This is a genomic window from Streptacidiphilus sp. MAP12-16, from assembly GCF_041262165.1.
Classification (GTDB): Bacteria; Actinomycetota; Actinomycetes; order Streptomycetales; family Streptomycetaceae; genus Streptacidiphilus.
The window spans coordinates 247,973-274,370 of sequence record NZ_JBGCBY010000005.1 but is presented as its reverse complement, the minus strand read 5'-3'; the positions used below and the strand labels follow the sequence as shown (position 1 = coordinate 274,370).

Genomic DNA, 26,398 nt, shown 5'->3' with positions numbered 1-26,398 from the left:
GTGGAACGCAAGCGGAGAGATCCTCCGGTTCCACAAACGACGATACGGAGATAGTCTCCGTTTATCAACCCTGGGATGACGCATGACCGAGTCCGCGCGCAGCAGCGCCCCCCCGCCGGCGCCGCGACCTCCACGCCCCATGCGCGCCGACGCCCGCCGCAACTACGAGCGGCTGCTGGTGGTCGCCACCCGGTCCTTCATCGAGAACGGCGCCAACGCCTCCCTGGACGAGATCGCCAAGCGCGCCGAGGTCGGCCCGGGCACCCTCTACCGGCACTTCCCGACCCGCCAGGCCCTGCTCGAAGCGGTCGTGGAGCAGTGGATCGAGTCGGTCCTCGCGGACGCCGAGCCGCTGCGCGACGCCCCCGACCCGGCCGAGGCCCTGGGCACCTGGCTGCGGAAGCTCGTGTCCCATGTCGCCGTCTTCCGCGGGCTGGCCGCAGCACTGCTGCCGCAGGAGGCCAAGAAGGAGTCCCCGGGCCGCGTCCTGCACACCACCGCCGGGGAACTCCTGGCACGCGCCCAGGAGAGCGGCCAGATCCGGACCGACATCACCATCAAGGACGTGCTGATCCTGGTCGGCGGCATCACCTGGGCCAGCGACAGCGGCAAGGTGGTCGACACCGACCGGCTGGTGGGCCTGATCATGGACGGTCTCCGGGTGCAGGGCTGAGACACCGGCCGCATAGGATCTTTCCCCATGGCACGAATCGTCGTCATCGGCGCAGGCATGGGCGGGCTCGCGGCAGCGGCACGGCTGGCCACGGTGGGCCACCAGGTCACCGTGTGCGAGGCGAGCGGCACCCACGGCGGCATGGTCGGGCAGTACCAGCGCGACGGTTTCCGCTTCGACACCGGACCGACGCTGCTCACGCTCCCCGCCGTCTACCGGGACCTGATGCTGAAGACCGGCCGCACCCGCCTGGAGGACGAGGTCGAGCTGCGCCCGGTCGACCCCGGCAGCGTGCACCTGCTGCCGGGCGGGACGCGGGTGGAACTCGCCAACGCCTCCCTCGCCAAGGTCGTCCGGTCGCTGGACTCCGCCCTGGGGGCGGGAGCCGGCGGGCGCTGGGGCGACCTGCTGGAGCGGGGGCGTGGCGTCTGGGAGGCGACCAGGCGCCCGCTGCTGGAGGAGCCGCTGCCGGACGACCCGTCCGTCCTGCACCAGGACCCGTACCTCCCGGCGAAGCGCGGGCTCCTCTCGCGCGCCCCGCGTACCCTCGCCGAGGTCGCCTCACGCGAACTGCGGCACCCCGGCCTGACCGCCCTGCTCGACGAGTACGCCCTGCGCTTCGGCTTCGACCCGCGCCGCGCACCGGCATCGCTGACCGCGCTGCCGTACATGGAGCAGAGCTTCGGCGTCTGGTACGTGACCGGCGGGATACGCGCCCTGGCCGACGCCGTGCTGCGGCGTTGTGAGCAGCGGCGGGTGGAGCTGCGGTTCGACACCCGGATCGAGGAGGTGCTCGGCGAGGGCCGGGTCACCGGGGTGCTGCTCGCGGACGGCAGCAAGCTGGACGCTGACGTGGTGGTCGCGGACACGGTCCCGAACGCGGCCGCGCTCGACCCGGGCGGACGCCAGGAGCACGGACGCCAGGAGCACGTCCCGGCCGGCACGGGTGCTCCGGGCCGCTTCACGGTGCTGCTCGCCCTGCGCGGCGGGCGCCCCGACGGTACGCCGCACCGTACCGTCGTCCATGCCGCAGACCGGCAGGACGAGCTGGACGCGTTGTTCTCCCCCACGGCGCGGCTGTGTGCCCGGCCGACCGTGCAGGTGCTGCGGCCTGATGACGCGACACTCGCCCCGGACGGGCACGAGGCCGCCGTACTCACGGTGACCGTTCCGGCGGCGGGCTCCGGCGCGGACCGGGTGCCCTGGAGCACCAGCGGACAGGCGGACCGGGAGGCGGAAGCGTACGCCGACGCGGTGCTCGCCCATGCCGCGCCGGAGCTGCGTAACCGGGTGCTGTGGCGCGAGGTGCGCACCCCCGCCGACACCGCGCGGGAGACCGGCGCCGACAGCGGCTCCGTCCCCGGCCCTGCCCTCGCCGGCGCGCACGGCGTCTACCTGAGCATCCCCAACCGGACCGCGTTTCCCGGCCTGTACCGGGTCGGTGGCGCGGCGCACCCCGGCGGCGGGCTGGCCCGGGTGGGCATGTCCGCGGCGGTCACGGCGGAGCTCATCGGCACTCCGTGAACGGCTCGGAGTGAGCGGCCCGGCCCGGCCGGGCCGACCGGCGGAACGTCAGCGGTACTGCTGCCAGGGCTCGGGCTCCTGGTGGGGCTCGGGCTCGGCGGCCGGTTCGGGCTGGTACTGGTACTCCTGGTATGGCTCCGCCTGCGGGAACTCCAGCGGATAGGCGTAGGCCTGCTGCGGGACGTACTGCCCGGACTGCTCGTAGGACTGCTGCTGTTGCGTCTGCTGCTGTTGCGGCTGCTGCTGCTCGTATCCGTAGCCGCCGTAACCGGCGGTCTGCGCATACGGGTCGTACCCGCCGTCGGCCTGCGGCTGGTAGTACGCGGCCGACTCGCCGCCCGCCTGGTACCCGTCGTACGCCGAATACCCCGACGGCGCGTACTGAGCCTCGGCGTACGGGGGCTCCGCGTACTGGGCTTGCGCGTACTGGGCTTGCGCGTACTGGGTCTCCGCGTACTGCGTCTCCGCGTACTCGGGCTGAACGTACTCCGACTGCACGTACTCGGCCTGCGCGTACTCCTGCCCGCCGGGGTCCAGCGACAGATAGTCCGGCTGCGCCGCCGGCGCCTCCTCGACCGGCCCGACCTCGCCGACCAGCACCGGTTCCGGCATCGCCACCGCACCTGCCGCCACCGCTCCGGCCCCGAGGACGCTGCCCAGCAGCGGCACCCGCGCCAGCGGCCCCGGCAGCGCGCCGTCGGCGGAACGCAACGACCAGTGCCGCCCGTCGCCCCGCTTGACCGCACGGGTCACCAGGAACTGCCCGGCCCCGAAAGCCGCCACCCCACCGACGACCAGCGGCAGCGAGCCCGTCACGACGCCCGCCACCAGGCCGAGGAAGCCGGCCAGCGCCAGCACCCGCCAGTGCGGCGCCGCCCTGTGCTGCAACAGCGCCTCTCCGAGCAGCCACAACGCCACCACCGCGAACGCGGCGTACAGCACCGCGAGTCCGACGTTCATCGGCGTACCTACCTCTGTGCTGTAGTGCCGGCCGCGCGAACGGCCCGTCGCACGTGACGGACACCGTACCGGCTCGACCCGTGAAGCAGCTCAGCCTCTCTGGTGCAGCCCCAGGTTCTGGTAGATCTCCGAGGTGACCGTGGAGAAGTTCATCGTCATGAAGTGCAGCCCCGGGGTCTCCTCGGCGATCAGCCGACGGCACATCTCGGTGGCGAACTCGATGCCGATCGCCCGCACCGCCTTGGGGTCCTCCTCGGCCGCGAGCATTCGCCCCGCCAGCTCCTCGGGGAACACGGCCGTGCTCAGCTCGGCGATCCGTCGCATCGAGCGGATCGTGGTGACCGGCATGATCTCCGGGATGATCGGCACCTCGCAGCCGGCCGCCGCGACCCGGTCGCGAAACCGCAGGTAGTCCTCCACGTCGAAGAACATCTGGGTGATGGCGTAGTCGGCCCCGGCCCGGCACTTGTTGACGAAGTGCCGGATGTCGCTGTCCCAGTCGGGCGACCTGGGGTGCATCTCGGGGAAGGCGGCGACGCCGACGCAGAAGTCACCCGACTCCCTGATCAGCTGCACCAGTTCGCTGGCGTAGGCCACGCCCTGGGGGTGCTTCACCCAGGGGCCCAGCGGGTCGCCGGGCGGGTCGCCGCGCAGGGCCAGCACATTGCGCACGCCCTGGTCGGCGTAGTGGCCGAGGATGTTGCGCAGCTCGGCGATGCTGTGGTCCACCGCAGTGAGATGGGCCACCGGAGTGAGCGTGGTCTCCTGGGTGATCCGGCCGGTGATGTTGACGGTGCGGCCACGTGTGGAGCCGCCGGCGCCGTAGGTCACCGAGACGAAGGTCGGCGACAGCGACTCCAGCCTGCGGATCGCCTTCCACAGCCCGACCTCCGCCTCTGCGCTGCGGGGCGGCATGAACTCGAACGAGTAGGAGCGGGTCCCCGCCGCCAGGAGCTCGCGGATGGAGAACGCACCGTCGTTCCGGGTGCTGGGGGTGCCGAGGGCCATGACAGCAGGTTATCCGCCATCCGGACAGATTCTGAAACCGCAGTCCGCCTGCTGATACGGGCCGCGCGGGGGCGTGCTCTCCGGCCCCGCGGGTCCCTCGCGTTAGGCTGGCCGTCCACGAAACCGCTCGGAGCTCACCGGTGTCCCTCACCCACCCCGCCGCCCCACTCGACGCTGCCCTTCCGCCGGGCAACCCCGTCGACGAGGAGCGGCTGCGTCTGCGGGTGAACGATGCGCTGACCCGGTTCCTCGACCGGCAGGACGCCGTCCTCGCCTCCATCTCCCCGCAACTCACGCCGCTCGCGGCCGTCCTGCGGGACTTTCTGCAGAGCGGCGGCAAGCGGCTGCGCCCGGCCTTCTGCTACTGGGGCTGGCGCGGAGCGGGCGGCAGCGCCCGCGACAGCGGCGCGGTGGCGGCCTGCGCCGCGTTGGAACTGCTGCAGGCCAGTGCGCTGGTGCACGACGACCTGATAGACGGCAGCGACACCCGCCGGGGCCTGCCCTCCGTGCACCGCCGCTTCGAGGCCCAGCACACCGCCCGGGGCTGGCGCGGCGACAGTGCCCGGTACGGCGCGGCCGGTGCCGTGCTGCTCGGCGACCTGCTGCTGGCCTGGTGCGACGAGCTGCTCTGGGACTGCGGGCTGGATCGGGACGCGGTCCGACGCGCCAAGCCGCTGTTCGACCTGATGCGGACGGAGGTGATGGCGGGTCAGTACCTGGACATGCTGGGGCCCGCCGCCGCCTGGGCCGAGGACGACGGCAGCGACCCGATCGAACGGGCTCGCACCGTGATCCACTACAAGTCGGCGAAATACACCATCGAGCGCCCGCTGCAGATCGGCGGTCTGCTCGCCGGTGCCGACCCGGCGCTGACCACCGCCTACGGGGCCTATGGACTGCCACTGGGCGAGGCGTTCCAGCTCCGCGACGACCTGCTCGGCGTCTACGGGGACCCCTCCCTCACCGGAAAGCCCGCCGGGGACGACCTGCGCGAGGGGAAGCGCACCCTCCTCGTCGCCGAGGCCCTGGCGACCTGCTCCCGGGCGGACGCCCGGCTGCTGGACGACCTGCTGGGCGCGCCGGGCCTCGCCGAGCCCGAGGTCGAACTGCTGCGCCGGGCGATCACCCGCAGCGGCGCTCCGGAACGGGTCGAGGCCCGGATCGAGTCGCTGATGCGCGAGTCCCTGACCGCACTGGACTCGGCGCCGATCGTCGAGCCGCAGGCCCGCCGGGTGCTGCGGCGCCTCGCGGACGCGGCGACGGCGCGGCGGTACTGACGACCAGGTCTTACGACCTGGGGAGCCGCGCCGTCCGGACGGCAACGGCGAGGCGTCAGGCCCGCTCGCGCACCCTTCGGGCGAGATCCGCGGCGGCGGCGTGCGGGTCGGCCGCAGCCGTGAGGGCACGGACGACGACGATCCGCCGCGCGCCCGCGTCCAGCACCTGGTCCAGGTTCCCGGCGTCGATGCCGCCGATGGCGAACCAGGGCCGGTCCGGGGCCACCTCGGGCTGCCGCTTCGCCGCGTACTCGACCAGGCCGAGTCCGGGCGCATGGCGCCCCGGCTTGGTCGGCGTCGGCCAGACCGGACCGGTGCAGAAGTAGTCGACACCCGGCTCGACCAGCGCCGCGTCCACCTCCGACTCGGCGTGGCAGGAGCGGCCGATCACCATGTCGTCGCCGAGGATCGCGCGGGCTGCCAGGACCGGAAGGTCGTCCTGCCCGAGGTGCAGTACCTCCGGCCGTGCCGCATGGGCGACGTCGGCGCGGTCGTTCACCGACAGCAGCCTGCCGTGGCGCCGGCAGGCGTCGGCGAACACCTCCAGCTGCTCCAGCTCCTGCCGGGCCTCCAGGCCCTTGTCACGAAGCTGCACGACGTCCACACCGCCCGCGAGCACGGCGTCGAGGAACTCGGCGAGGTCGCCCTGCTCCCGGCGCCCGTCCGTGCACAGGTAGAGCCGGGCGTCGGCGAGACGGGCCCGTGCGCCCGCGCCCACGGCGGCGCTCACAGGAGCAGCGCCTGCGCCCGGCGCTTGACCTCGGTGCCGCGGTTCTCGTTCAGTGCCTGCGCGGGGGTGCCGGGCAGCGAGGGGTCGTCGGTGAACAGCCACTCCAGCGCCTCGGCGTCGGAGTACCCGTTGTCACGGAGCACCGTCAGCAGGCCGACGATACCCTTCACGGGTCCGTCGGGGCCGATGAACGCGGCGGGGACCTGCAGCGAGTTGTTCTCGCCTCGGCGTACGGCGATCAGCGTGCCGTCGTCCACCATCCGGCGGACCTTGGTCACGACCAGGCCCCACTGCTCGGCGATGTCGGGGACGTACATCCACGCGGGGATCAGGGCGTCAATCTTGGGATCAATCTGGCTCACGCCCCCCAGCCTGCCATCCCTGGCCGCCCCCGCGCACCACCACGCCCCCGCACGCCCCCCGAACTCAGCAGAGTTCGGGCCGAACGGCCGCCTTCAACTGGACCGAGGGATCGGCCGCCGACACCCGGTCGACCGGCCTGCCGCGCTCGATCAGCCGCCGTCCCTGGGCCAGGTCGCGGGGCCGGTCGACGGCGAGCAACGCCACCGGCACGTCGCCGCGCAGCCACAGCGCGCCCCAGCCTCCGCCGCCCGCCGGGTCGCCGCGCCAGAGGAGTTCGTCGCCGGCGCCGTGGTGCCCCGCGTACTGGACCATGCGGCCGAACTGCTCCGACCAGAAGTACGGCACCGGGTCGTACACCTGCTCCGGGCCCAGTTCCTCCAGCCGGAGTGCGTTGGTCGCCGCCACCCGCGCGCCCTGCAGGGCGTTGTCCCAGTGGTGCACCCGCAGCCGCGTCCGGTAGCGCGCGGAAGGGAACGAGGCGCAGTCGCCGACCGCGAACACGCCCTCGGCCGAGGTCCGCAGCCAGGCGTCGGCGGCGACGGCGCCGGTGTCGTCCAGGGCGATGCCGGATCCGTCCAGCCACCCGGTGTCCGGCCGGGCCCCGATCCCCACCACGACGGCGTCCGCCACGAGTTCGCTGCCGTCGGTCAGCAGGACGGCGGTGCGGGCGTCGCCCTCCAGTCGCTCGTCCCCGGCCACGACGCCGCCCACCCCGGTGCTGGTCCGCAGCTCGATGCCCGCCTCGGCGTACCAGTCGCGCATCCGCTCGCCGACCTCCGCGGGCAGCGCACCGGCGAGCGGCACCGGCGCCGCCTCCAGCACGGTCACCTCGCAGCCCAGCAGCCGCGCCACGGTCGCGGCCTCCGCGCCGATCCAGCCCGCGCCGACGACGACGATCCGCGCGCCGGGGCGCAGCACGCCCTTGAGTGCGACGGCGTCATCGTGCGTCCGCAGCAGGTAGGCGCTCGCGGGCTGGCCGGGCAGGACGACCGGCGTCGCGCCGGTGGCGAGCACCAGCCGGTCGTAGGGCAGGTCTCCGCCCTCGATGTGGAGCAGCCGCCGTTCGGTGTCGAGGCCGACGGCCCGACGGCCGAGCAGCAGTTCGACGCCCAGCTCGGTGTAGTCGACCTCGAAGCGCGAGTGCTCGGCCCGGCCCAGCAGGATGTCCTTGGACAGCGGCGGCCGGTCGTACGGGGGGTGGTGCTCCGCCCCGACCAGCACGAGTTCGCCCGGATAGCCCTGCTCGCGCAGCGCGACGACGGTCTGCACCCCGGCCATCCCCGCGCCCGCCACGACGATGCGCTGCACGTTCTGCCGCACGCTCTCCCGCTCAGACATCCCGCCACTGTAGGACCGACCGGCACATGGTGGCTGGATGAAGGAGCGGGGCGCGGGCCAAGAGCGGGGCGCGAAGCGCTTCCCTTGGGGGTGGTGGTCGGGCGACGGGCGGGGGTGCGGAGGAGGGAGTCGATGCGGAGCATCGGTCGACCGACGACAAGCCGTCCAGGCGACGGCCATCGCCCCGTGACGCCAGCCACCATGTGCCGGTCGGTCCAAGCCGCATGCGCGCGACTACAGTGGACGGGAAACCACGGGAGCCCGGCGTACCGGGCTGAGAGGGAGGCGGCAGGCCTCCGACCGTCCGAACCTGATCCGGGTCATGCCGGCGAAGGGAGCGCAGCACCGTGTCACGCGCCCATATCGACAGCGGTCGAACAGAGAGCCGTCGAACAGACGGCGGCCGAGCAGACGGCGACGACACCGCGGGCGGCCACTCCGACGTGCTGGTCGTCGGCGGCGGCGTCATCGGTCTCGGCGTCGCCTGGCGCACCGCCCAACGCGGGCTCTCGGTCACCGTTCTCGACCCGGCCCCGGGCCAGGGCGCCAACCAGGTCGCTGCCGGCATGCTCGCCCCCGTCACCGAGCTCCAGTACGGCGAGGAGGAGCTGCTGCGGCTCGGCATCGCCTCCAACCAGCGCTACGCCGCCTTCGCCGCCGAGCTCACCGAGGCGACCGGCCTGTCCACCGGCTACCGGGTCTGCGGCACCCTCGCCACCGCCCTCGACGCCGACGACCGCGCCGAGCTGCGCGAGCTGTACGCCTTCCAGCAGCGCCTCGGCCTGGACGTGTCCTGGCTGACCGGCCGCGAGTGCCGCAAGCTCGAACCCATGCTCGCGCCGTCCGTACAGGGCGGCCTGCTGGTGACCGGCGACCACCAGGTGGACGGCCGCCGCCTCGGCGCGGCCCTGGTCGAGGCCTGCCTCCGCGCGGGCGTCCGGATCCACCGTTCCCGCGCGGCTCGCGTGACGACCCGCCAGGACCGCGCCACCGGCGCCCTCGCCGAGGGCGGCGCCGTCCTCACCGCCGATCAGACCGTGCTGGCCGCCGGCTGCTGGTCCGGCGAGATACCCGGCCTGCCGCCGGAGGCCCGGCTTCCGGTTCGCCCGGTCAAGGGCCAGATCCTGCGTCTGCGGATGACCTCGGCCTTCGGCGTGCCCTTCCTCTCCCGCAACCTCCGCGCCGTCGTGCGCGGTTGCCACCTCTACCTGGTCCCGCGCGAGGACGGCGAGCTGGTCGTCGGCGCGACCATGGAGGAGCAGGGCTTCGACACCACCGTCACCGCAGGGGGCGTGTACGAGCTGCTCAGGGACGCTCACGAGCTGGTCCCCGGCATCACCGAACTCCCTCTGGTCGAGACCGGCGCGGGCCTGCGCCCCGGCACTCCGGACAACGCCCCGCTGCTGGGCCCGACCGCACTGCCGGGGCTGGTCGCCGCCACCGGCCACCATCGCAACGGCGTGCTGCTGACCCCGGTCACGGCCGACGCCGTCGCCGCGTACCTGGCCACCGGCAACCTGCCGCCGGAGGCCGCCCCGTTCGCCCCGACCCGCTTCGACCGGCACAGTGCCCTCTCGGAGGCCTCCCTATGACGACGACTCTGCCCATCCGCGTCAACGGCGACGCCCGCGAGGTCCCGCCCGGCACCACGCTCGCCGAGGTCGTCGCCGGCCTCAGCGCCGCGCCCTCGGGTGTCGCGGCCGCCGTCAACGAGGCCGTCGTGCCCCGCAGCGCCTGGTCCGCCACCCCCCTCGCCGCCGACGACCGCGTCGAGATCCTCACCGCAGTCCAAGGAGGCTGATCCGGAGCCATGTCCGACGACATCCTCACCATCGCCGACCGCAGCTTCGGCTCCCGTCTGATCATGGGAACCGGCGGCGCACCCAGCCTGGACGTGCTGGAGCAGGCGCTGCGCCTGTCCGGCACCGAGCTGACCACCGTCGCCATGCGCCGTATCAACCCCTCCGCCCGCGGCTCCGTGCTGGAGGTCCTGCAGCGCAACGACATCCAGGTACTCCCCAACACCGCGGGCTGCTTCACCGCCGGAGAGGCCGTGCTCACCGCCCGGCTGGCCCGCGAGGCGTTGGGGACGAACTGGGTGAAGCTCGAGGTCGTCGCGGACGAGCGCACCCTGCTCCCCGACCCGATCGAACTCCTTGACGCCGCCGAGACCCTCGTCGACGACGGCTTCGTCGTCCTCCCCTACACCAACGACGACCCGGTCCTGGCCCGCAAGCTGGAGGACGCCGGGTGCGCGGCGGTGATGCCGCTCGGCTCCCCCATCGGCTCCGGCCTGGGCATCCGCAATCCGCACAACTTCCAGCTGATCGTCGAGCGGGCCGGCGTCCCGGTGATCCTGGACGCGGGCGCGGGCACCGCCTCCGACGCGGCGTTCGCGATGGAGCTCGGCTGCGCGGCCGTGATGCTCGCCACAGCGGTGACCCGCGCGCAGGAGCCCGCGCTCATGGCGGAGGCGATGCGGCACGCCGTCGAGGCGGGGCGGCTGGCCTACCGGGCCGGGCGGATCCCGCGGCGCTTCCACGCCGAGGCGTCCTCACCGATGGCCGGACGGGCGCAGTTCGATCCGGAGGCGCCGGCGTTCTGACGGCGCGCGGGGCTGACGGCGCGCGGGGCGCGCACGATGTGACGACGGCGTGACGATTCTTACCATCGCGCAACGACCGCGCCGTCGCTGCACCCGCAGGGCCGCCACCGCACCGTAAACTGCGTTGGATGGACACGACCCTGCACGACCCCCTTCTCGGGCGGATGCTCGACGCCCGCTACCGGGTCGAGCAGCGCATCGCCGTCGGCGGCATGGCCACGGTCTACCGGGGCCTGGACACCCGCCTGGACCGGGTCGTCGCACTCAAGGTCATGCATCCGGGGCTGGCGAGCGACCCCGACTTCACCGCCCGCTTCATCCGCGAGGCCAAGGCCGTCGCCCGGTTGTCGCACCCCAACGTCGTCAACGTCTTCGACCAGGGTGCGGACGGTGACGCCGTCTTCCTGGCCATGGAGTACGTGCCCGGCTGGACGCTGCGCGACCTGATGCGGGACCGGGGCGCGCTGACCCCGCGCACCGTCCTGGACATCCTGGAGCCGATCCTCGCCGGCCTGGGCGCCGCCCACCGCGCCGGTCTGGTGCACCGGGACGTGAAGCCGGAGAACGTCCTGCTCACCGAGGACGGCCGGGTCAAGGTCACCGACTTCGGCCTGGTGCGGGCCGTCAGCGGGGAGAGCCAGGTGACGACCGGGCAGGTCATGGGCACGGTCTCGTACTTGGCCCCGGAGCAGATCGAGCAGGGCGCGACCGACCCCCGCACGGACGTGTACGCGTGCGGCGTCCTGATGTTCGAGATGCTGACCGGCCGCAAGCCGCACACCGGCGAGAGCCCGATGCAGGTCATCTTCCAGCACCTCAGCACCGACGTGCCGCCGCCGTCGACGCTGGTGCCGGGCCTGGCCCCGCAGCTCGACGCCATAACGGTCGCCGCGACCGCGCGTGACGCCAACCGCCGCCCCGCGGACGCCGTCGAACTGCTGGCGACGCTCCAGCAGATCCGACGGGGGCTGGCCCCCGCGCAACTGGACGCGGAGCCGGCCGCCGCCGCGCAGTCGGCGGCGTTCCCCGGCGCGGACCCGACGACGGCGATGCCGTCCGGTCCGCCGGTCGAGCGCACCAGCGTGATGCAGTTGCCCCCCGACCTGGTCATGCCGCGCCGAGCGGAACCCGACGAGCGGCAGTTCCAGCCGCAGCCGCGCACCGCCGCCGGGCGTCCGCGTCGCCGCCGCCGGGGGTGGCTGCTCCCGGTCACCGTGCTGCTGGTCATCGGCCTGGTCGCCGCCGGCGCGACCTGGGCGCTCAACGGCCTGTACATGCAGATGCCGAGTGTGCTCGGCCAGCCGCAGGGCACCGCGGTGCAGACACTGCAGGGCGACGGTCTGACCGTCGCCCTGCAGCAGGACTTCAGCGCGACCGTCGGCAAGGGCAAAGTGATCAGCAGTGATCCCGGTGCGGGCGCGCGGATCCGCAAGGACGCGACGGTCACCCTGGACGTGTCCAAGGGACCGAACCGGCCGACCGTGCCGGACGTGTCGGGCAAGTCGCAGGCGGACGCCGAACAGGCGATCAAGGACGCGGGCCTGGCGATCGGTCAGGTCACCCAGGCCGGCAGCGACACCGTGCCGCAGGGCGACGTGATCAGCACGAACCCCGGCAGCGGCACCCAGCAGCAGCCGAACACCCCGGTCGACCTGGTCGTCAGCAACGGTCAGGCGCCCACCGACCTGCCCAACGTCGTCGGGGAGCCGGTGGACCAGGCCACCTCGGACCTGAGGGATGCGGGCTTCACCGTCCAGGTGAACCCCGACCAGGTGTTCTCGTCCACCATCGACGCCGGCTCCGTGGTCAACCAGAGCCCCAACGGGGCGAAGGCCGGGCAGGGATCGACGGTGACGCTGACCGTGTCCAAGGGCCAGCAACTGCTGTCCGTGCCGGATGTGACGGGCAAGAACGAACGCGAGGCCAAGAAGATCCTGCAGGCTGCCGGCTTCAAGGTGCAGGCGATCAAGCTCAATCCGTTCGGCAACCCCACCGTCCACATCGAGAGCCCCAATGGCGGCCAGCAGGCCCCGCAGGGCAGCACGGTGACCATCACCCTGCTCTGACAGCTGACAGCCCGGAGCGGGGCGCCCCCCTTCCAGGAGGCACCCGCCGCCGTGCGTTCAGGGAGTGCTCCGTACACTCCTTGCGCATGACCCCACCTGTGTCAGCGGACCTTTTCGACACCATGGCCACCATGCGGGCCATGCGGCGGCTCAGCGCCGACCCGGTGCCGGACGAGCTGCTCGAACGGCTCGTCCAGGCCGCCGTGTACGGGCCGAGCGGGTCCAACGCGCAGGACTACCAGTACGTCCTGGTGACGGACCGCCAGGTGGTCGCGACGCTCGCGCCGCTGTGGACCCGCTGCGTGGACGCCTATCTGGCCTCGGCAGGCCGCACCACCCCGGCGGCGATGGACGACGCCGCGTTCGAGCGGATGCGCGCCGCGATCGAGTACCAGCGGGACCACTTCGCCGAGACCCCGGCGCTGGTCATCCCCTGCTACCGGGCCCCGAAGGTCAACGCGGACCTGGACGGCCTGCGCGGCATGGTCGCCCAGCTGGGCACCGCCGGGCTGGGACGGCTCGCGGCTCGGGGCGGCCGGTTCAGCCTCCTGGGAGAGGCGTCCAGCGTCTACCCGGGCGTCCAGAACCTGCTGCTGGCCGCCCGAGCTCTCGGCCTGGGCGCCAATCTGACGATCTGGCACCTGATGCTGGAGCGCGAGTGGAAGGCCGCCCTGGGCATCCCCTCGGACGTCCACACCTTCGCCGTCATCCCGATCGGCTGGCCGCTCGGCAACTTCGGCCCGGTCCGCCGCCGACCCGTCGCCGACGTGCTCCACCGCGACCGCTGGTAGGCGGCACGCGCCCAGGTCGCTTCCCCGGTCGTCAGAGTTCGGGGCCGTCGCCGGGCTGTTCCTGGTAGGAGTAGCGCTGCTCGGACCAGGGGTCGCCGACGTTGTGGTAGCCGCGCTCCTCCCAGAAGCCACGGCGGTCGGCGGTCATGTACTCGACGCCGCGGACCCACTTGGGGCCCTTCCAGGCGTAGAGGTGGGGGACGACGAGGCGGACCGGGAAGCCGTGCTCGACCGTGAGCGGGTCGCCGTTGCGGTCGGTGGCGAAGAGGCAGGAGGGGTCGGCGAAGTCCGCGAGGCGGAGGTTGGAGCTGAAGCCGTACTCGGCCCAGACCATCACATGGGTGACCTCGGGCGCGGGAGGTGCCAGTTCCAGGATGGTGGTGGTGGCGACTCCGCCCCAACGGCTGCCGAGCATGCTGAAGCGGGTGACGCAGTGCAGGTCGGCCGTGACGGTGGTGCGCGGGAGGGTCATGAAGCCCTGGTGGTCCCAGCTCTGCTTGTCGCCGGAGGCGGTTGCGCCGAACACCTGGAACTCCCAGGTCTGCGGCTTGAACCGGGGGACCGGGCCGTAGTGGAGCACGGGCCATCCACGTTGCAGTCGCTGGCCGGGCGGGAGGGCTCCTGACTGTGGCTCCGGTGCTTCAGCCTGGGCCGTGGCCTGCTCGTTCTCGGACTGACCCATGTGTCCATGGTGACAGATCGTCCCCGCAGCAGCGCGCACGGGGTATCTCGGGGAGCGCAGCCCGAGGGCGCAGGCGAGTGTGACCTTACTGGATCTCGTTCGGCGCCGGTGGAACGATTCGCAAAACCGTACTGAACGGCACAGAAAGGGCGCGACTCATGCAGGGCGACCCCGAGGTCCTCGAGTTCCTCAACGAGCAGCTGACCGCCGAGCTGACCGCGATCAACCAGTATTTCCTGCACTACAAGATGCAGGAGAACTTCGGCTGGACGAAGCTGGCGAAGTTCACCCGCTCGGAGTCCATCGACGAGATGAAGCACGCCGAAGTCCTCACCGACCGCATCCTCTTCCTGGACGGGCTGCCGAACTACCAGCGGCTCTTCCACCTGCGGATCGGGCAGACCGTCGGGGAGATGTTCCAGGCCGACCGGCAGATCGAGGTCGAGGCCATCGACCGGCTGCGGCGCGGCATCGTGGTGATGCGCGCCAAGGGGGACGTCACCTCGGCGAACATCTTCGAGCACATCCTGGAGGACGAGGAGCACCACATCGACTACCTCGACACGCAGCTGGAACTGCTGGCGAAGCTGGGGGAGCCGCTGTACATCGCGCAGCTGATCGAGCAGCCGGAGAGCTAGGCTGCGCCGGCAGCAGAGGCAAGCGAGCGACCATGCACAGCCAGGGGCGCGGGGAACTGCGCTGCCAACCAGCTACGGAGGCATACGGCTGGCAGCGCGGTTCCCCGCGCCCCTGCTGTGGTTGCTTTGTGGTTGCTCAACGCCCCTAAGCGGCGTCGGCGAGGCCCAGCCGCGCGGCGAGGCGGGCGGTCGGGCACGGGCGCGCCCCCTCGTGCCCGAGCAGCGCCTGTATCCGGCGGACGCAGGACCCGCAGTCGGTGCCGGCCTTGCAGCCGCCCGCGACCTGGCGGGGCGTGGTCGCGCCGGCGGCGATCTCCTCGCGGACGCGCTCCTCGGTGACCGCATGGCACAGACACACGTACATGGCGGTCGCTCCTGGCCTCGGGGTCGGTTCGGCGGGGTCGGGTTCAGCTAAGGCTAACCTTACCGAATCGCAGGCGAACGCGAAAAGCCCCCCTCGGTTCCGTTTGCTGGATCCGAGAGGGGCGTTCGTCACACTGCCGGGGTCAGACTGCCCGAGTCACACGCCTCGGTACATCTCTGCGACCAGGAACGCCAGGTCCAGCGACTGGCTGCGGTTGAGCCGCGGGTCGCAGGCCGTCTCGTAGCGCTGGTGCAGGTCGTCCACGAAGACCTCGTCGCCGCCGCCGACGCACTCGGTGACGTCGTCGCCGGTCAGCTCCACATGGATGCCGCCCGGGTGGGTGCCCAGCGCGCGGTGCACCTCGAAGAAGCCCTTGACCTCGTCCAGGACATCGTCGAAGCGACGGGTCTTGTGCCCGGTCTCCGCCTCGTAGGTGTTGCCGTGCATGGGGTCGCAGATCCACACGACCTTCGCACCGCTCGCGGTGACCTTCTCCACCAGCTCCGGCAGCCGGTCGCGGACCTTGCCTGCACCCATCCGGGTGATGAAGGTGAGCCGTCCGGGCTCGCGGTCCGGGTCCAGCCGGTCGATCAGCGTCAGCGCCTCGTCCACGGTCGTGGTCGGGCCGAGCTTCACCCCGATGGGGTTGCGGATCTGGGACGCGAACTCGATGTGCGCGTGGTCCAGCTGCCGCGTGCGCTCGCCGATCCAGACCATGTGGCCCGACACGTCGTACAGGTGGCCGGTACGGGAGTCGGTGCGGGTCATCGCCGTCTCGTAGTCCAGCACCAGCGCCTCGTGCGACGCGTAGAACTCGACCGTCCGGAACTCCTCCGGGTCCACCCCGCAGGCGTTCATGAAGGACAGCGCACTGTCGATCTCCTTGGCGAGTCGCTCGTAGCGCTGGCCGGAGGGCGAGTTGCGGACGAAGTCCTGGTTCCAGGCGTGGACCTGGCGCAGGTCGGCGTAACCACCGGTGGTGAAGGCGCGGACCAGGTTGAGCGTCGACGCGGACGCGTTGTACATCCGCTTGAGCCGCTCCGGGTCCGGGATGCGGGACTCGGGCGTGAACGCGAAACCGTTCACCGAGTCGCCCCGGTAGACCGGCAGGGTCACACCGTCACGGGTCTCGGTCGACTTGGAGCGGGGCTTGGAGTACTGCCCGGCGATCCGGCCGATCTTGACCACGGGGACGGACGCCGCGTAGGTGAGCACCACGGCCATCTGCAGCAGCGTCTTCAGCTTGTTGCGGATCTGGTCCGCGGACACGCCGTCGAACGCCTCGGCGCAGTCGCCGCCCTGGAGCAGGAACGCCTCACCCCGGGCCACGGCGGCAAGCCGGGTACGCAGCTGGTCGCACTCGCCGGCGAAGACGAGAGGCGGATACGACGCGAGGTCGGCAAGGGACTTGCGCAGAGCCTCGGGGTCCGGCCATTCGGGCTGCTGCGCCGCGGGAAGGGACTGCCAGGAGTACTCCTGGCTGGAGTTGCCCTCGATCGGGGTTTCAACGTTCACGGTCACGCAGCCAAGGCTACGGGGTCACGCAAACGAAATGTCCCGGACGCCCGGTGGGTGAGACACGTGGTGGACCTGCCGCCACGCGGCGTGCGGATCCGCTAGGGTCTGCCCCGTGACTCCGAACCCGCAGACCATGCAGCACGCCAGCTCCTGGTGGTGGACCGTCCCCGAGGCGGCCCATTGATCGCGCGTTCCCACGCAGACTCAACGGCCGCCCCTCGGGGCGGCCGTTCTGCGTTTCCAGCGGAGACCGCCCCGAGCCGACCGGCACCGCCCTCCCGCCGCTCCGCTCCCCGCTCCCTGGAAGGTCCACCGCTGTGACCGACACCACCGCACTGATCGCCCGGCTCGCCGAGGCCCGCGAGCCCTTCGCGCTGCTACACCGCCGTGCCCCACGCCTGGCCCCGGACACCGTCGAGGTGCTCTTCGGCGAGGTCGGCACGTACGAGACGCTGGCCGAACTGCCGGTGCAGGAGGGCGCTGCGGGCCGGCCCGTGCACGACCTGCTCGCGCTCGTCCCGTACCGGCAGCTGCGCGAGCGGGGATTCGACGCCCGCGACGACGGCACCCCGCTGCAGGCGCTGCGGGTGCGCGAGTCGCACGCGCTGCCACTGGCCGAGCTGCGGGCGGCACTGCCGCTGCTGCCGGTGCGGCTCGACGGCGGCAGCTTCGACATCGACGACGAGCAGTACGCGGAGATCGTCCGGCGGGTGATCGAGGACGAGATCGGCCGTGGCGAGGGCGCCAACTTCGTGATCCGCCGCGACTTCACCGGGACGCTGCGGGACTTCTCCCCCGCGCTGGCGCTGACGCTGTTCCGCCGCCTGCTGGAGCAGGAGCGCGGCGCGTACTGGACCTTCCTCGTGCACACCGGGGAGAGGGTGCTGGTCGGGGCCAGTCCCGAGGTCCATGTGCGGCAGACCGGCGGAACCGTGGTGATGAACCCGATCTCGGGCACTTACCGCTATCCCGCGTCCGGTCCGACCTTGGACTCGCTGCTGGCGTTCCTCAACGACCCCAAGGAGCTGGAGGAGCTCACCATGGTCGTCGACGAGGAGCTCAAGATGATGTGCGCGGTCGGAGATCTGGGCGGCCAAGTGCTGGGGCCCCGGCTGAAGGAGATGGCGCACCTCGCGCACACCGAGTACGAGCTGCGCGGGCGCACCACGATGGACGTACGGGAGGTGCTGCGGGAGACCATGTTCGCCGCGACCGTGACCGGCAGCCCGCTGCAGAACGCCACCCGCGTGATCTCCCGCTACGAGGCCAGCGGGCGCGGCTACTACGCCGGCGCGCTGGCGCTGGTCGGCCGCACGGCGGGCGGCGGCCAGACGCTCGACTCCCCCATCCTGATCCGCACCGCCGACATCGACCCGGCGACCGGCCGGCTCGCGGTCCGGGTCGGCGCGACGCTGGTGCGCCACTCCGATCCGGCCGCCGAGGTGGCCGAGACGCATGCCAAGGCTGCCGGGGTGCTCACCGCGATCGGCGCGCTGCCGTCACGCCCGCGCTCCGAGCGGCCCGAAGCGCGCCCGCGGCTCGCCGAGAACCACCGGGTCCAGGCGGCCCTGGACGCCCGCCGCAGCAACCTCGCGCCGTTCTGGCTGCGGCTGCAGACGGCGGCGCAGACGCCGGCGGCGGAGCAGCAGCCGCACGTCCTGGTGATCGACTGCGAGGACACCTTCACCTCGATGCTGGCGCATCTGCTGCGCTCGCTCGGCCACCGGGTCACCGTCCGACGTTACGACCTCCCCGGTCTGGCCGAGGCGGTCGCCGGACACGAGGGCCCGCTGGTGCTGGGCCCGGGCCCCGGTGACCCGGCCGACCTGACCGATCCGAAGATGCGCAGGATGCAGGGGGTCGTCGGCGAGCTGATGGCCACCGGGCGGCCCGGCGGGCTGCTCGCGGTGTGCCTCAGCCACCAGTTCCTGTGTGCGGCGCTGGGGTTGCCGCTGCGGCGCAAGGCCACTCCGTACCAGGGCGCGCAGGAGCGGATCGACCTGTTCGGGCGCGCGGAGACGGTGGGCTTCTACAACACCTTCACCGCCGTCTGCGACGACGCGGACGCCCTGCGCCTCGCCGCCCGCGGCGTCGAGGTCAGCCGCGACCCGGCGACGGGCGACGTCTTCGCCCTCGCCGGCCCAGGCTTCGCCGGCGTCCAGTTCCACCCGGAGTCCGTGCTGACACTCGACGGCGTCACGATCGTCGCCGACCTACTCCGCGCCCTCGCCCCCCAGAACGCCTGACCCCGCCCACCAACGCCAGCCCCCCACGGACCCCCACGCACCCGGGGTCCGGGGGTGGCCCCCGGAACAGACACATCATCGTCGCCGACCCACTCCGCGCCCTCACCCCGCAGAACGCCTGACCCCGCCCACCAACGCCCGCCCACGGACCCACGCCGCCGGGGTCACTTCGCGGCGGCGTCCAGCGCGCTCTGGAGGGAGCTGATGTAGCCCTCGCTGGTGTAGCTGGCACCGGAGACGGCGTCGATCTTCGCGCTCTGCGCGGCCAGCGCCTCCTGCGTCAGGATCGGGATGGCCTGGGAGTTGATCTCCTGGTCCCTGGGGTTGCCGTCGGGCTGCTGCACCACGTCGACGGCGGTGATCTTCGAGCCGTTGAAGGTGACCTTGACCTGCACCGGGCCCCAGCGGGTGTCCACCGCGCCACCGGTGATCGAACGGACCCCGGTCTTGGCCGGTGTGGAACTCGAACCGCCGCCCGAGCCGGAAGCCGCCGGAGCCGACCCGGACGGGTTGGGCGCGGCGACGACCGGGACCGCCACCGAGACCGTGTGGTGCGGTTTGGCGGCCAGCAGCAGCACGACACCCAGGGCGGTGCCTCCTGCGGTCAGGGCTATGCGACGCATCGGGGCAGCTTCTCTCAGAACTCGAAGGACTCGTGGTGGACCCGGCTCCGCGGCACACCCACCGCTTCCAGTACCTCGCGCGCGGTGCGGGTCATGCCGTCGGGGCCGCAGAGGTAGACGTCGTGCTCGCGCAGATCGGGGAGCATCCCCAGAAGCGTCCTGGCCTGCAGCGGCTCGCCGACCTCCGCACGCGATCCGACCAGGTAGTACAGCTTGGCGCCGCGCCGGGCCGCGATGGACTCCAGTTCCTTGCGGAAGATCAGGTCCTCGGCGCGGCTGGCCCGGTACATCAGGGTGAGCTCGCCCCGCCGGGCGGGAAGGGACTCGAACAGCGCGCGCAGCGGGGTGATCCCGACGCCTGCCGCGAGCAGCAGCACCTTGCGCCGGCTGCGCCTCGCGGCGGTGAACGCGCCGTACGGGCCCTCGGCGAACACCCGGGTGCCGGGACGCAACCGGGCGAGCGCCCTGCTGTGGCCGCCCAGGTCCTTGACCGTGATGCGGAGGTACGAGGAGTTCGGCGGCGCGGACAGCGAGTAGGGGTTGCCCGCGAGCAGCAGTCCGCGTTCCAGGAAGCGCCAGCGGAAGAACTGGCCGGGCTCGGTCGCCGTCGCCAGTTCGTCCAGGCGCCGACCGGTGATGAACACCGAGAAGACTCCCGGGCCCTCGGGCCGCACCTCGACGACCTTCAGCCGGTGCCGGAGCGCCAGCAGGGCCGGGACCAGGAAGCGGAACCAGAGGATCAGCGCCGCGGAACCGAGGTAGAGGCCGTACCAGAGCAGCTGGGCCTTCTTGTCCAGGACGAACTCCGCGCCGTTGCTGAGCTGGTGGAAGAAGGTGAGGAAGATCGCGACATAGGTGGCGAGGTGCAGGTAGTACCAGGTCTCGTAGCTGAGCCTGCGCCGCGCGGCGCGCGCGGACACCGCGCCGACGCCGAGCAGCAGCACCGTGCCGATGGTGGCCTTGAGCATGTCCGGGTAGTGGAAGACCAGTTGGGCGGTCTGGTGGACCAGGCCGTTGTGGTCGGTGAGGGCGTAGCCCCAGATGATGAGCAGGACGTGCGCGATGACCAGCCCGACCATGTAGCGTCCGCCCATCGCGTGCCAGCGGGCCAGGCGGTCGCTGCCGAGGGTGCGGTCGAGGACGGGTATCCGGGCCATCAGCAGCACCAGTACGGGGGCGGCGTATCCGGCCAGCAGGCCGCAGAGCCGTCCCGCGTTGGTGATCCAGGCGGCCTGGGTGACCACGGACCCGGTGTTGTTCCACCACAGCAGCATCACCACGGCCGCCCCCAGGCCGATGGCGGCCAGCAGCGCTCCGGCGAGCAGCGGGGCGCCGTTGCGGGTTTCCGGAGGCGGCGCGCCATGGCGCGCGGTGGCGCCGGGGCGCGCTCCGACCGTGCTCGTCATGCGTCTCCTCGGGATGTCTCGGCGGGGGATGTCCCGGCGGGTTCTGGGCAACGGGCGGAATGCCCCGCACACACACCCTGCCATCGGCTCCTCTGAGTTCCCTCTGAATGTGTCGCCTCTCAGTGGATTCCCTGTGAATCAACGGCCGGAGCGGCGTACCTCCTGGTGCATCATGGGAAGCCATGCCTACTGCGAACCCCGGCGGCACGCCCCAGGACCCACAGCCGGAGACACCCGGCGGCGTTCCGCGTGCGCTCGTGGTCGACGACGAACCCGATCTGACCGAGGTGCTGGCGCAGGCCCTGACCTACGACGGTTGGGAGGTACGGACGGCGGCGGACGGTGCGGCGGCGGTCGCGACGGCCCGCGAGTTCCGCCCGGACGCGGTGGTACTGGACGTGATGCTGCCGGACATCGACGGCTTCGAGGTGCTGCGGCTGCTCCGGGCTGACCAACCCACCATCTGTGTGCTCTTCCTCACAGCCAGGGACGCGGTCGAGGACCGGATCGCAGGGATCACCGCAGGCGGCGACGACTACGTGACCAAGCCCTTCAGCCTGGAGGAGGTCGCCGCCCGGCTGCGCGGGCTGCTGCGGCGGGCGGGTCTGGGCCCGGCCGCCGACGACGATGCCGAGCGCGGCCCGCGGCTGGCGCTGGGCGACCTGGAGCTGTTCGAGGCCAGCCGGGAGGTGCTCCGGGCGGGCAGTCCGGTGGAGCTCAGCCGGACCGAGTTCGAACTGCTCCGCTACCTGATGCGCAACCCGCGCCGGGTGCTGAGCAAGGCGCAGATCCTGGAGGCCGTGTGGTCCTACGACTTCGGCGTACAGGCGCATGTGGTGGAGCTGTACATCAGCTATCTGCGGAAGAAGGTCGACGCCGGGCGGGCACCGCTGATCCACACCGTGCGCGGGGTCGGCTACGTGATCCGGGAACCGCGATGAGGCGGTTCCGATGAGGCGGTTCCTGCCCCGCACTCTGCGGGCCCGGTTGATCGCCGGGCTGCTCCTGCTGCTCGCGCTGGCGTGCGCGGCGGTGGGGACGGCGACGACGGTGGCGTTGCACGGCTTCCTGGTCTCCAAGGTGGACCAGCAGCTGGTGCAGTCGGGTAGCCGCTACGCGGCGAGCCTGGAGCACGGCGGGTCGGGCGCCATGCCCGCGGACACCCGGGGCCAGTCCGTCGGAACCTTCGGTGCCCGTCTGGCCGGCGGCGTGGTGACCCAGTCCGCCGTCGTCGACGGTGACGCGGACGACGTGAACAGCACCGCTGACACCGTCCACCTTTCCGCCGACGAGCAGCGCAAGCTGAGGGCCCTGCCGGTGGACGGTAGCGTCCACGACCTCGAACTGAGCGGATTCGGTGGCTACCGGGTGCGGGCCGAGCCGGGCCTGGACGGCGACGTCCTGGTCACGGGGATGCCGCTGGCCGGGGTGGAGGACGCGGTCCACCGCCTGGTGATGGTCGAGCTGACGGTCTTCGGGGTGGCCATGGTCGCCACGGGTGTCGCCGGGGCGCTGTGGGTCCGGCTCGCACTGCGCCCGCTCGACCGGGTGGCCGCCACGGCCGTACGGGTCACCGAACTGCCGTTGGCGAGCGGAGCGGTGGCCCTGCCGACGCGGGTGCCGGACACCGATCCGGGCACCGAGGTGGGCCAGGTCGGCGCGGCTTTCAACCGGATGCTGGGCCATGTCGAGGACGCTCTGGCCCGCCGCCACGCCTCGGAGGAGCGGCTGCGGCGCTTCGCCGCCGACGCCGGGCACGAGCTGCGGACCCCGCTGGCCGCGGTCCGCGGCCACGCCGAGCTGGCCCGGCTGCATCCGCAGCCGCAGGCCCCCGAGGTGGCGCGGGCCCTGGAGCGGGTGCAGGCGGAGTCGGTGCGGATGGGCGCGATCGTGGACGACCTGCTGCTGCTGGCGCGGCTGGACGCGGGCCGCCCGCTGGACCGGCAGGAGGTGGACCTCACCGTGCTGGTGATCGACGCCGCCTCCGACGCCCGGGTCGCCGGGCCGGACCACCGGTGGGCGCTGGAGCTGCCCGAGGTCCCGGTCACCGTCACCGGCGACCGGGACCGGCTGCACCAGGTGCTGGGCAACCTTCTCGCCAACGCACGCATCCACACTCCTGCAGGCACCACGGTGACGGTGCGTCTGTCCAGCTCCCAGGACCTGGTCCGGCTGACCGTCACCGACGACGGCCCGGGCATCCCCGAGCAGCTCCGCGGCGAGCTGTTCGAGCGCTTCACCCGCGGCGGCGGCGGTCGCTCGCGGGCGGACGGCGGCAGCGGCCTGGGACTGGCCATCGCCCACGCCGTGGTCTCCGCGCACGCGGGGAGCCTGACGGTGCGGAGCCGCCCGGGCCACACCGAGTTCAGCATGGAACTGCCGTCCGAACCGGGAGGCCGGTCCGGCGTGCCGGCCCGCTCAGAGCAGTCCGACCAGGTGGCGGACACGGACCCGGTGGCGTAGGAGGGCGCTGAAGGTCTAGGCCGGGCTCGCGACGCCATGCGCGGGGACCGGTTCAACCTCCCACCCCCGCGCCGGCGCAGTTCAGCTCAGCTCAGCTCAGCCGAAGAAGACGTCGAACTCGGAGTAGAGGCCGGGATGGACGGTCTTGATCCGGACGGTCGCCTCCGCCAACGGCACCCGCACGATGTCGGTGCCGCGCAGGGCCACCATCGTCCCGTACGCGCCGTCGTGGACAGCGTCGACGGCGTGCAGGCCGAAACGGGTGGCCAGCCAGCGGTCGAAGGCACTGGGGGTGCCGCCGCGCTGGATGTGGCCGAGGACCGTGGTCCTGGCCTCCTTGCCGGTACGGGCCTCGATCTCATGGGCCAGCCACTCGCCGATGCCGGACAGCCGCACGTGCCCGAAGGCGTCGGTGGAGTCGTCCTTGACCACCATCTGGCCCTCGATTGGCATCGCGCCCTCGGCGACGACGACGATGGGGGCGTAGTTGATCCGAAAGCGCTGCTCGACCCAGGCGCAGACCTTGGCCATGTCGAAGCGCTGCTCGGGGATGAGGATGACGTTGGCACCGCCGGCGATGCCCGAGTGCAGTGCTATCCACCCGGCATGGCGGCCCATCACCTCGATGACGAGGACCCGGCGGTGGGATTCGGCGGTCGTGTGCAGGCGGTCGATCGCCTCGGTCGCGATGTTGACGGCGGTGTCGAAGCCGAAGGTGTAGTCGGTCGCGTTGAGGTCGTTGTCAATGGTCTTGGGTACGCCGACGATGTTGACGCCGTGCTCGTGCAGGGTGGACGCGACGCCGAGGGTGTCCTCGCCGCCGATCGCGATGAGCGCGTCCACCTCGTACTTGTCGAGGTTCTCCTTGACCTTGCGGATGCCGTCGACGACCTTGAGCGGATTGGTCCGCGACGAGCCGAGGATGGTGCCGCCGCGGGGCAGGATGCCACGCACCTCGGGAATGCCGAGGGTGCTGGTGGCTCCTTCGAGCGGCCCGCGCCAGCCGTCCCTGAAGCCGGTGAACTCGTAGTCGTAGACCTGCACTCCCTTGCGAACGATCCCCCTGATCACCGCGTTGAGCCCGGGGCAGTCTCCCCCGCCGGTGAGCACTCCGATCCGCATATCCGTCCCCTCCCATGAGCGTGACGAACTGTCAGTTCACGGTAGCGGCGTGCGGGACGGCTGCACCCCGGCGTGCGTTGCGGGACCTACTGCTCCTCGTCCAGCCCGCTCTCTATGGCGTAGCGGACCAGCTCCACCCGGTTGTGCAGCTGGAGCTTGCCGAGAGTGTTCTGGACGTGGTTCTGCACGGTGCGGTGGGACAGCACCAGGCGGTCGGCGATCTGCTTGTAGGACAGGCCCTTGGCCACCAGCCGCAGCACCTCCGTCTCCCGCTCGGTCAGCTGCGGGGCGGCCGGGGTCCGCGCGTCGGTCGGCGCGGGCTCGGCCGCCAGGCGGCGGTACTCCCCGAGCACCAGTCCGGCCAGTCCCGGCGTGAACACCGGGTCGCCGACGGCGGTCCGGCGCACCGCGTCCAGCAGTTCCTCGCGGCTGGCGGACTTGACCAGGTAGCCGGTGGCGCCGGACTTCACCGCCTCCAGGACGTCCGCGTGCTCGCCGCTCGCGGAGAGCACCAGCACCCGGGGCGTGGGCTGGTGCGCCATCAGCTGCCGGCAGACCTCCACGCCCGGCAGGTCGGGCAGGTTCAGGTCCAGGACCACGACCTGCGCGGCAGCCGCCGGTGCGCGGCGCACCGCCTCCCTGCCGTCGCCGGCTGTGGCGACGACATGGCAGCCCGCGTCGGCGAGGTCACGGGCCACGGCCTCCCGCCACATCGGGTGGTCGTCCACCACCATTACTCTGATCACCTGCTGATCGGCCGTCACATCCGGCTCCCTCTCCGCCATTTCCGTCTACCCGGCCTCTCGTTGCCCGGGCAGCCTCGGCACGCGCAGTTCCACCTCGGTGCCCTGACCCGCCGCCGAGCTGATCTCCGCACTGCCGCCCAGATCCCGCAGCCGCCCCCGGATGGACTGGGACACGCCGAGGCGTCCCTCCCGCTCGGCCTCGCCCAACCGCTCCTTCCCGAACCCGGGACCGTCGTCGCGGACGCTCACCACCACCGCGTCCGGCTCCTCCTCGACCAGGATCCAGGTCTGCGCCTGCTCCCCCGCGTGCTTGCGCACATTGTCCAACGCGGCACCGACAGCGGCGCTCAGCTCGGAAGCGGCACGTCCGGGAAGCAGCACCGGGGTGCCCGGAGCGGACACCGTCACCCGGGAACCGGCGAACGGCGCCAGCAGCGAACGCAGATCCTGCGGGGTGCCCGGCTCGGGAGCGCTGACGGCACGACGCGGGGCCTCGTAGGAGGGGTTGGGCACCAGGCCTTCGGCGATCAGGGCCCGCAGCGCGATCTCCTGCTCCCCCGCCATCCGGCCGATCTCCTCCGCCTCCCCACCGAGTTCGGTTCCGCGCCGCTGGACCATCGCCAGGACCTGCAGCACCCCGTCGTGGATGTCGCGGGCCAGCCGCTCCCGCTCGCGGGTTGCGGCCTGGATCTCCAGAGCCCTGGCGAGGGCCTGCTCGCTGGCGCGGGCCAGCTCGACGACGTAGCCGATGGCAATGCCGGCGAGCATCAGCAGCACGATGTTGTGGACGTTGCCCGAGGTGACCGCGCCGCGTTCGCCGATGTTGGCGAGGCCGACCACGAGCCCCGACAGGGCGGCGGGGCGCCAGCCGCCCATCACGGCGAAACCCAGCACGGTGGCGGCTGCGCGGATGGTCGGCAGCGTCACGGCGCCCGAGTCGACGTTCACGGTCGAGTCGAACGCCCTGGTCAGCAGGATTCCGATGACGATCAGCACCAGGTCGCCGTACAGCCAGCGCCAGTCGCAACGCGCCTTGGTGGAGAACTGCCGCATCGTCGCCAGGGTCCACGCGGCGAGCACGCCCATGTAGAGCCAGGCCCCGAGCGGGTAGCGGTAGTAGTGCGCGTCACCGGCGTAGCGGCCGACCGCGTACAGCATGGTGAGCAGGCGGAACGCCGACACGGCCCGCCACAGCGGCTGCTCCACGGAGAACACCCCCGCGGCGGATCGTTCCTTCGTCCCCACCCTGACCCCC

Annotated in this window: 25 protein-coding genes and 1 riboswitch; of the genes, 12 read left to right on the top strand and 13 right to left on the bottom strand. The window is 72.2% G+C overall.

Annotation, left to right across the window (positions count from 1 at the left end; all coding sequences use genetic code 11):
* Positions 1–82: 82 nt before the first annotated feature.
* Both ABIA33_RS08620 and ABIA33_RS08615 read left to right on the top strand, forming a co-directional pair.
* Positions 83–673: a TetR/AcrR family transcriptional regulator gene (locus tag ABIA33_RS08620; RefSeq protein WP_370078898.1), complete on the top strand. Its 591-nt coding sequence runs from the start codon at positions 83–85 to the stop codon at positions 671–673.
* Positions 674–700: 27 nt separating this feature from the next.
* On the top strand, positions 701–2,197 hold the full coding sequence (locus tag ABIA33_RS08615) for a phytoene desaturase family protein (RefSeq protein ID WP_370078896.1): 1,497 nt from the start codon (positions 701–703) through the stop codon (positions 2,195–2,197).
* A gap of 48 nt (positions 2,198–2,245) precedes the next feature.
* Here the strand turns inward: ABIA33_RS08615 and ABIA33_RS08610 are convergent, their stop codons facing one another.
* Positions 2,246–3,157 (bottom strand): hypothetical protein, encoded by a 912-nt coding sequence (locus tag ABIA33_RS08610; RefSeq protein ID WP_370078894.1) that lies wholly within the window; start codon positions 3,155–3,157, stop codon positions 2,246–2,248.
* Positions 3,158–3,247: 90 nt separating this feature from the next.
* Positions 3,248–4,165, bottom strand: a complete 918-nt coding sequence (gene metF, locus ABIA33_RS08605; RefSeq protein ID WP_370078892.1) for a methylenetetrahydrofolate reductase [NAD(P)H] — start codon at positions 4,163–4,165, stop codon at positions 3,248–3,250.
* A 140-nt stretch (positions 4,166–4,305) separates the two neighbouring features.
* On the opposite strand from metF, the gene ABIA33_RS08600 reads away from it, so the two are divergent.
* A complete protein-coding gene (locus ABIA33_RS08600; protein ID WP_370078890.1) occupies positions 4,306–5,442 on the top strand; it encodes a polyprenyl synthetase family protein in 1,137 nt (378 codons plus the stop codon).
* 55 nt (positions 5,443–5,497) lie between these two features.
* Here ABIA33_RS08600 and thiE read toward each other — a convergent pair whose 3' ends face one another.
* The 3 genes from thiE to ABIA33_RS08585 form a co-directional block, all read right to left on the bottom strand.
* Positions 5,498–6,172 carry a thiamine phosphate synthase gene (gene thiE, locus ABIA33_RS08595; RefSeq protein ID WP_370078888.1) on the bottom strand — a complete coding sequence of 225 codons (675 nt, stop codon included), beginning with the start codon at positions 6,170–6,172 and terminating at the stop codon, positions 5,498–5,500.
* Complete coding sequence (locus ABIA33_RS08590; RefSeq protein ID WP_370078886.1) at positions 6,169–6,534, bottom strand: Rv2175c family DNA-binding protein; 366 nt, start codon at positions 6,532–6,534, stop codon at positions 6,169–6,171. Before ABIA33_RS08590 ends, thiE begins: the two co-directional genes overlap by 4 nt.
* 64 nt (positions 6,535–6,598) lie before the next feature.
* Positions 6,599–7,873 (bottom strand): NAD(P)/FAD-dependent oxidoreductase, encoded by a 1,275-nt coding sequence (locus ABIA33_RS08585; RefSeq protein WP_370078884.1) that lies wholly within the window; start codon positions 7,871–7,873, stop codon positions 6,599–6,601.
* 252 nt (positions 7,874–8,125) lie between these two features.
* Positions 8,126–8,211, top strand: a riboswitch (TPP riboswitch).
* Between the two features lie 105 nt (positions 8,212–8,316).
* Here ABIA33_RS08585 and thiO point away from each other — a divergent pair.
* From thiO to ABIA33_RS08560, 5 genes are all read left to right on the top strand, one after another.
* Positions 8,317–9,465, top strand: a complete 1,149-nt coding sequence (thiO, locus tag ABIA33_RS08580) for a glycine oxidase ThiO (protein WP_370079066.1) — start codon at positions 8,317–8,319, stop codon at positions 9,463–9,465.
* Complete coding sequence (thiS, locus tag ABIA33_RS08575; RefSeq protein ID WP_370078882.1) at positions 9,462–9,674, top strand: sulfur carrier protein ThiS; 213 nt, start codon at positions 9,462–9,464, stop codon at positions 9,672–9,674. The genes thiO and thiS overlap by 4 nt, the downstream gene beginning before the upstream one ends.
* 9 nt (positions 9,675–9,683) lie before the next feature.
* The gene (locus ABIA33_RS08570) at positions 9,684–10,478 is read left to right on the top strand and encodes a thiazole synthase (protein WP_370078880.1); all 795 of its coding nucleotides are present in this window, start codon (positions 9,684–9,686) and stop codon (positions 10,476–10,478) included.
* A 128-nt stretch (positions 10,479–10,606) separates the two neighbouring features.
* Complete coding sequence (gene pknB, locus ABIA33_RS08565; protein ID WP_370078878.1) at positions 10,607–12,544, top strand: Stk1 family PASTA domain-containing Ser/Thr kinase; 1,938 nt, start codon at positions 10,607–10,609, stop codon at positions 12,542–12,544.
* 86 nt (positions 12,545–12,630) lie between these two features.
* Positions 12,631–13,335 carry a nitroreductase family protein gene (locus ABIA33_RS08560; protein WP_370078876.1) on the top strand — a complete coding sequence of 235 codons (705 nt, stop codon included), beginning with the start codon at positions 12,631–12,633 and terminating at the stop codon, positions 13,333–13,335.
* Positions 13,336–13,366: 31 nt separating this feature from the next.
* Here ABIA33_RS08560 and ABIA33_RS08555 read toward each other — a convergent pair whose 3' ends face one another.
* On the bottom strand, positions 13,367–14,017 hold the full coding sequence (locus ABIA33_RS08555; protein ID WP_370078874.1) for a sulfite oxidase-like oxidoreductase: 651 nt from the start codon (positions 14,015–14,017) through the stop codon (positions 13,367–13,369).
* Between the two features lie 158 nt (positions 14,018–14,175).
* On the opposite strand from ABIA33_RS08555, the gene bfr reads away from it, so the two are divergent.
* Positions 14,176–14,655: a bacterioferritin gene (bfr, locus tag ABIA33_RS08550; protein WP_370078872.1), complete on the top strand. Its 480-nt coding sequence runs from the start codon at positions 14,176–14,178 to the stop codon at positions 14,653–14,655.
* A 145-nt stretch (positions 14,656–14,800) separates the two neighbouring features.
* On the opposite strand, the gene ABIA33_RS08545 is transcribed toward bfr, so the two are convergent.
* Both ABIA33_RS08545 and ABIA33_RS08540 read right to left on the bottom strand, forming a co-directional pair.
* Positions 14,801–15,019 (bottom strand): bacterioferritin-associated ferredoxin, encoded by a 219-nt coding sequence (locus ABIA33_RS08545; RefSeq protein WP_370078870.1) that lies wholly within the window; start codon positions 15,017–15,019, stop codon positions 14,801–14,803.
* A 156-nt stretch (positions 15,020–15,175) separates the two neighbouring features.
* Positions 15,176–16,516, bottom strand: a complete 1,341-nt coding sequence (locus ABIA33_RS08540; protein ID WP_370079064.1) for a class II 3-deoxy-7-phosphoheptulonate synthase — start codon at positions 16,514–16,516, stop codon at positions 15,176–15,178.
* A 338-nt stretch (positions 16,517–16,854) separates the two neighbouring features.
* On the opposite strand from ABIA33_RS08540, the gene ABIA33_RS08535 reads away from it, so the two are divergent.
* Positions 16,855–18,783 carry an anthranilate synthase family protein gene (locus ABIA33_RS08535; RefSeq protein WP_370078868.1) on the top strand — a complete coding sequence of 643 codons (1,929 nt, stop codon included), beginning with the start codon at positions 16,855–16,857 and terminating at the stop codon, positions 18,781–18,783.
* 164 nt (positions 18,784–18,947) lie between these two features.
* On the opposite strand, the gene ABIA33_RS08530 is transcribed toward ABIA33_RS08535, so the two are convergent.
* Positions 18,948–19,406 (bottom strand): FMN-binding protein, encoded by a 459-nt coding sequence (locus tag ABIA33_RS08530; protein ID WP_370078866.1) that lies wholly within the window; start codon positions 19,404–19,406, stop codon positions 18,948–18,950.
* Positions 19,407–19,420: 14 nt separating this feature from the next.
* On the bottom strand, positions 19,421–20,812 hold the full coding sequence (locus tag ABIA33_RS08525; RefSeq protein ID WP_370078864.1) for a ferric reductase-like transmembrane domain-containing protein: 1,392 nt from the start codon (positions 20,810–20,812) through the stop codon (positions 19,421–19,423).
* Positions 20,813–20,994: 182 nt separating this feature from the next.
* On the opposite strand from ABIA33_RS08525, the gene ABIA33_RS08520 reads away from it, so the two are divergent.
* Together ABIA33_RS08520 and ABIA33_RS08515 are read left to right on the top strand one after the other, a co-directional pair.
* A complete protein-coding gene (locus ABIA33_RS08520) occupies positions 20,995–21,753 on the top strand; it encodes a response regulator transcription factor (protein WP_370078862.1) in 759 nt (252 codons plus the stop codon).
* 10 nt (positions 21,754–21,763) lie between these two features.
* Complete coding sequence (locus ABIA33_RS08515; RefSeq protein WP_370078860.1) at positions 21,764–23,275, top strand: sensor histidine kinase; 1,512 nt, start codon at positions 21,764–21,766, stop codon at positions 23,273–23,275.
* Positions 23,276–23,371: 96 nt separating this feature from the next.
* On the opposite strand, the gene ABIA33_RS08510 is transcribed toward ABIA33_RS08515, so the two are convergent.
* From ABIA33_RS08510 to macS, 3 genes are all read right to left on the bottom strand, one after another.
* On the bottom strand, positions 23,372–24,397 hold the full coding sequence (locus ABIA33_RS08510; protein ID WP_370078858.1) for a 6-phosphofructokinase: 1,026 nt from the start codon (positions 24,395–24,397) through the stop codon (positions 23,372–23,374).
* 86 nt (positions 24,398–24,483) lie between these two features.
* The gene (locus tag ABIA33_RS08505; RefSeq protein WP_370078856.1) at positions 24,484–25,182 is read right to left on the bottom strand and encodes a response regulator; all 699 of its coding nucleotides are present in this window, start codon (positions 25,180–25,182) and stop codon (positions 24,484–24,486) included.
* Between the two features lie 6 nt (positions 25,183–25,188).
* Positions 25,189–26,388 carry a MacS family sensor histidine kinase gene (gene macS / locus ABIA33_RS08500; protein ID WP_370078854.1) on the bottom strand — a complete coding sequence of 400 codons (1,200 nt, stop codon included), beginning with the start codon at positions 26,386–26,388 and terminating at the stop codon, positions 25,189–25,191.
* Positions 26,389–26,398 lie beyond the last annotated feature (10 nt).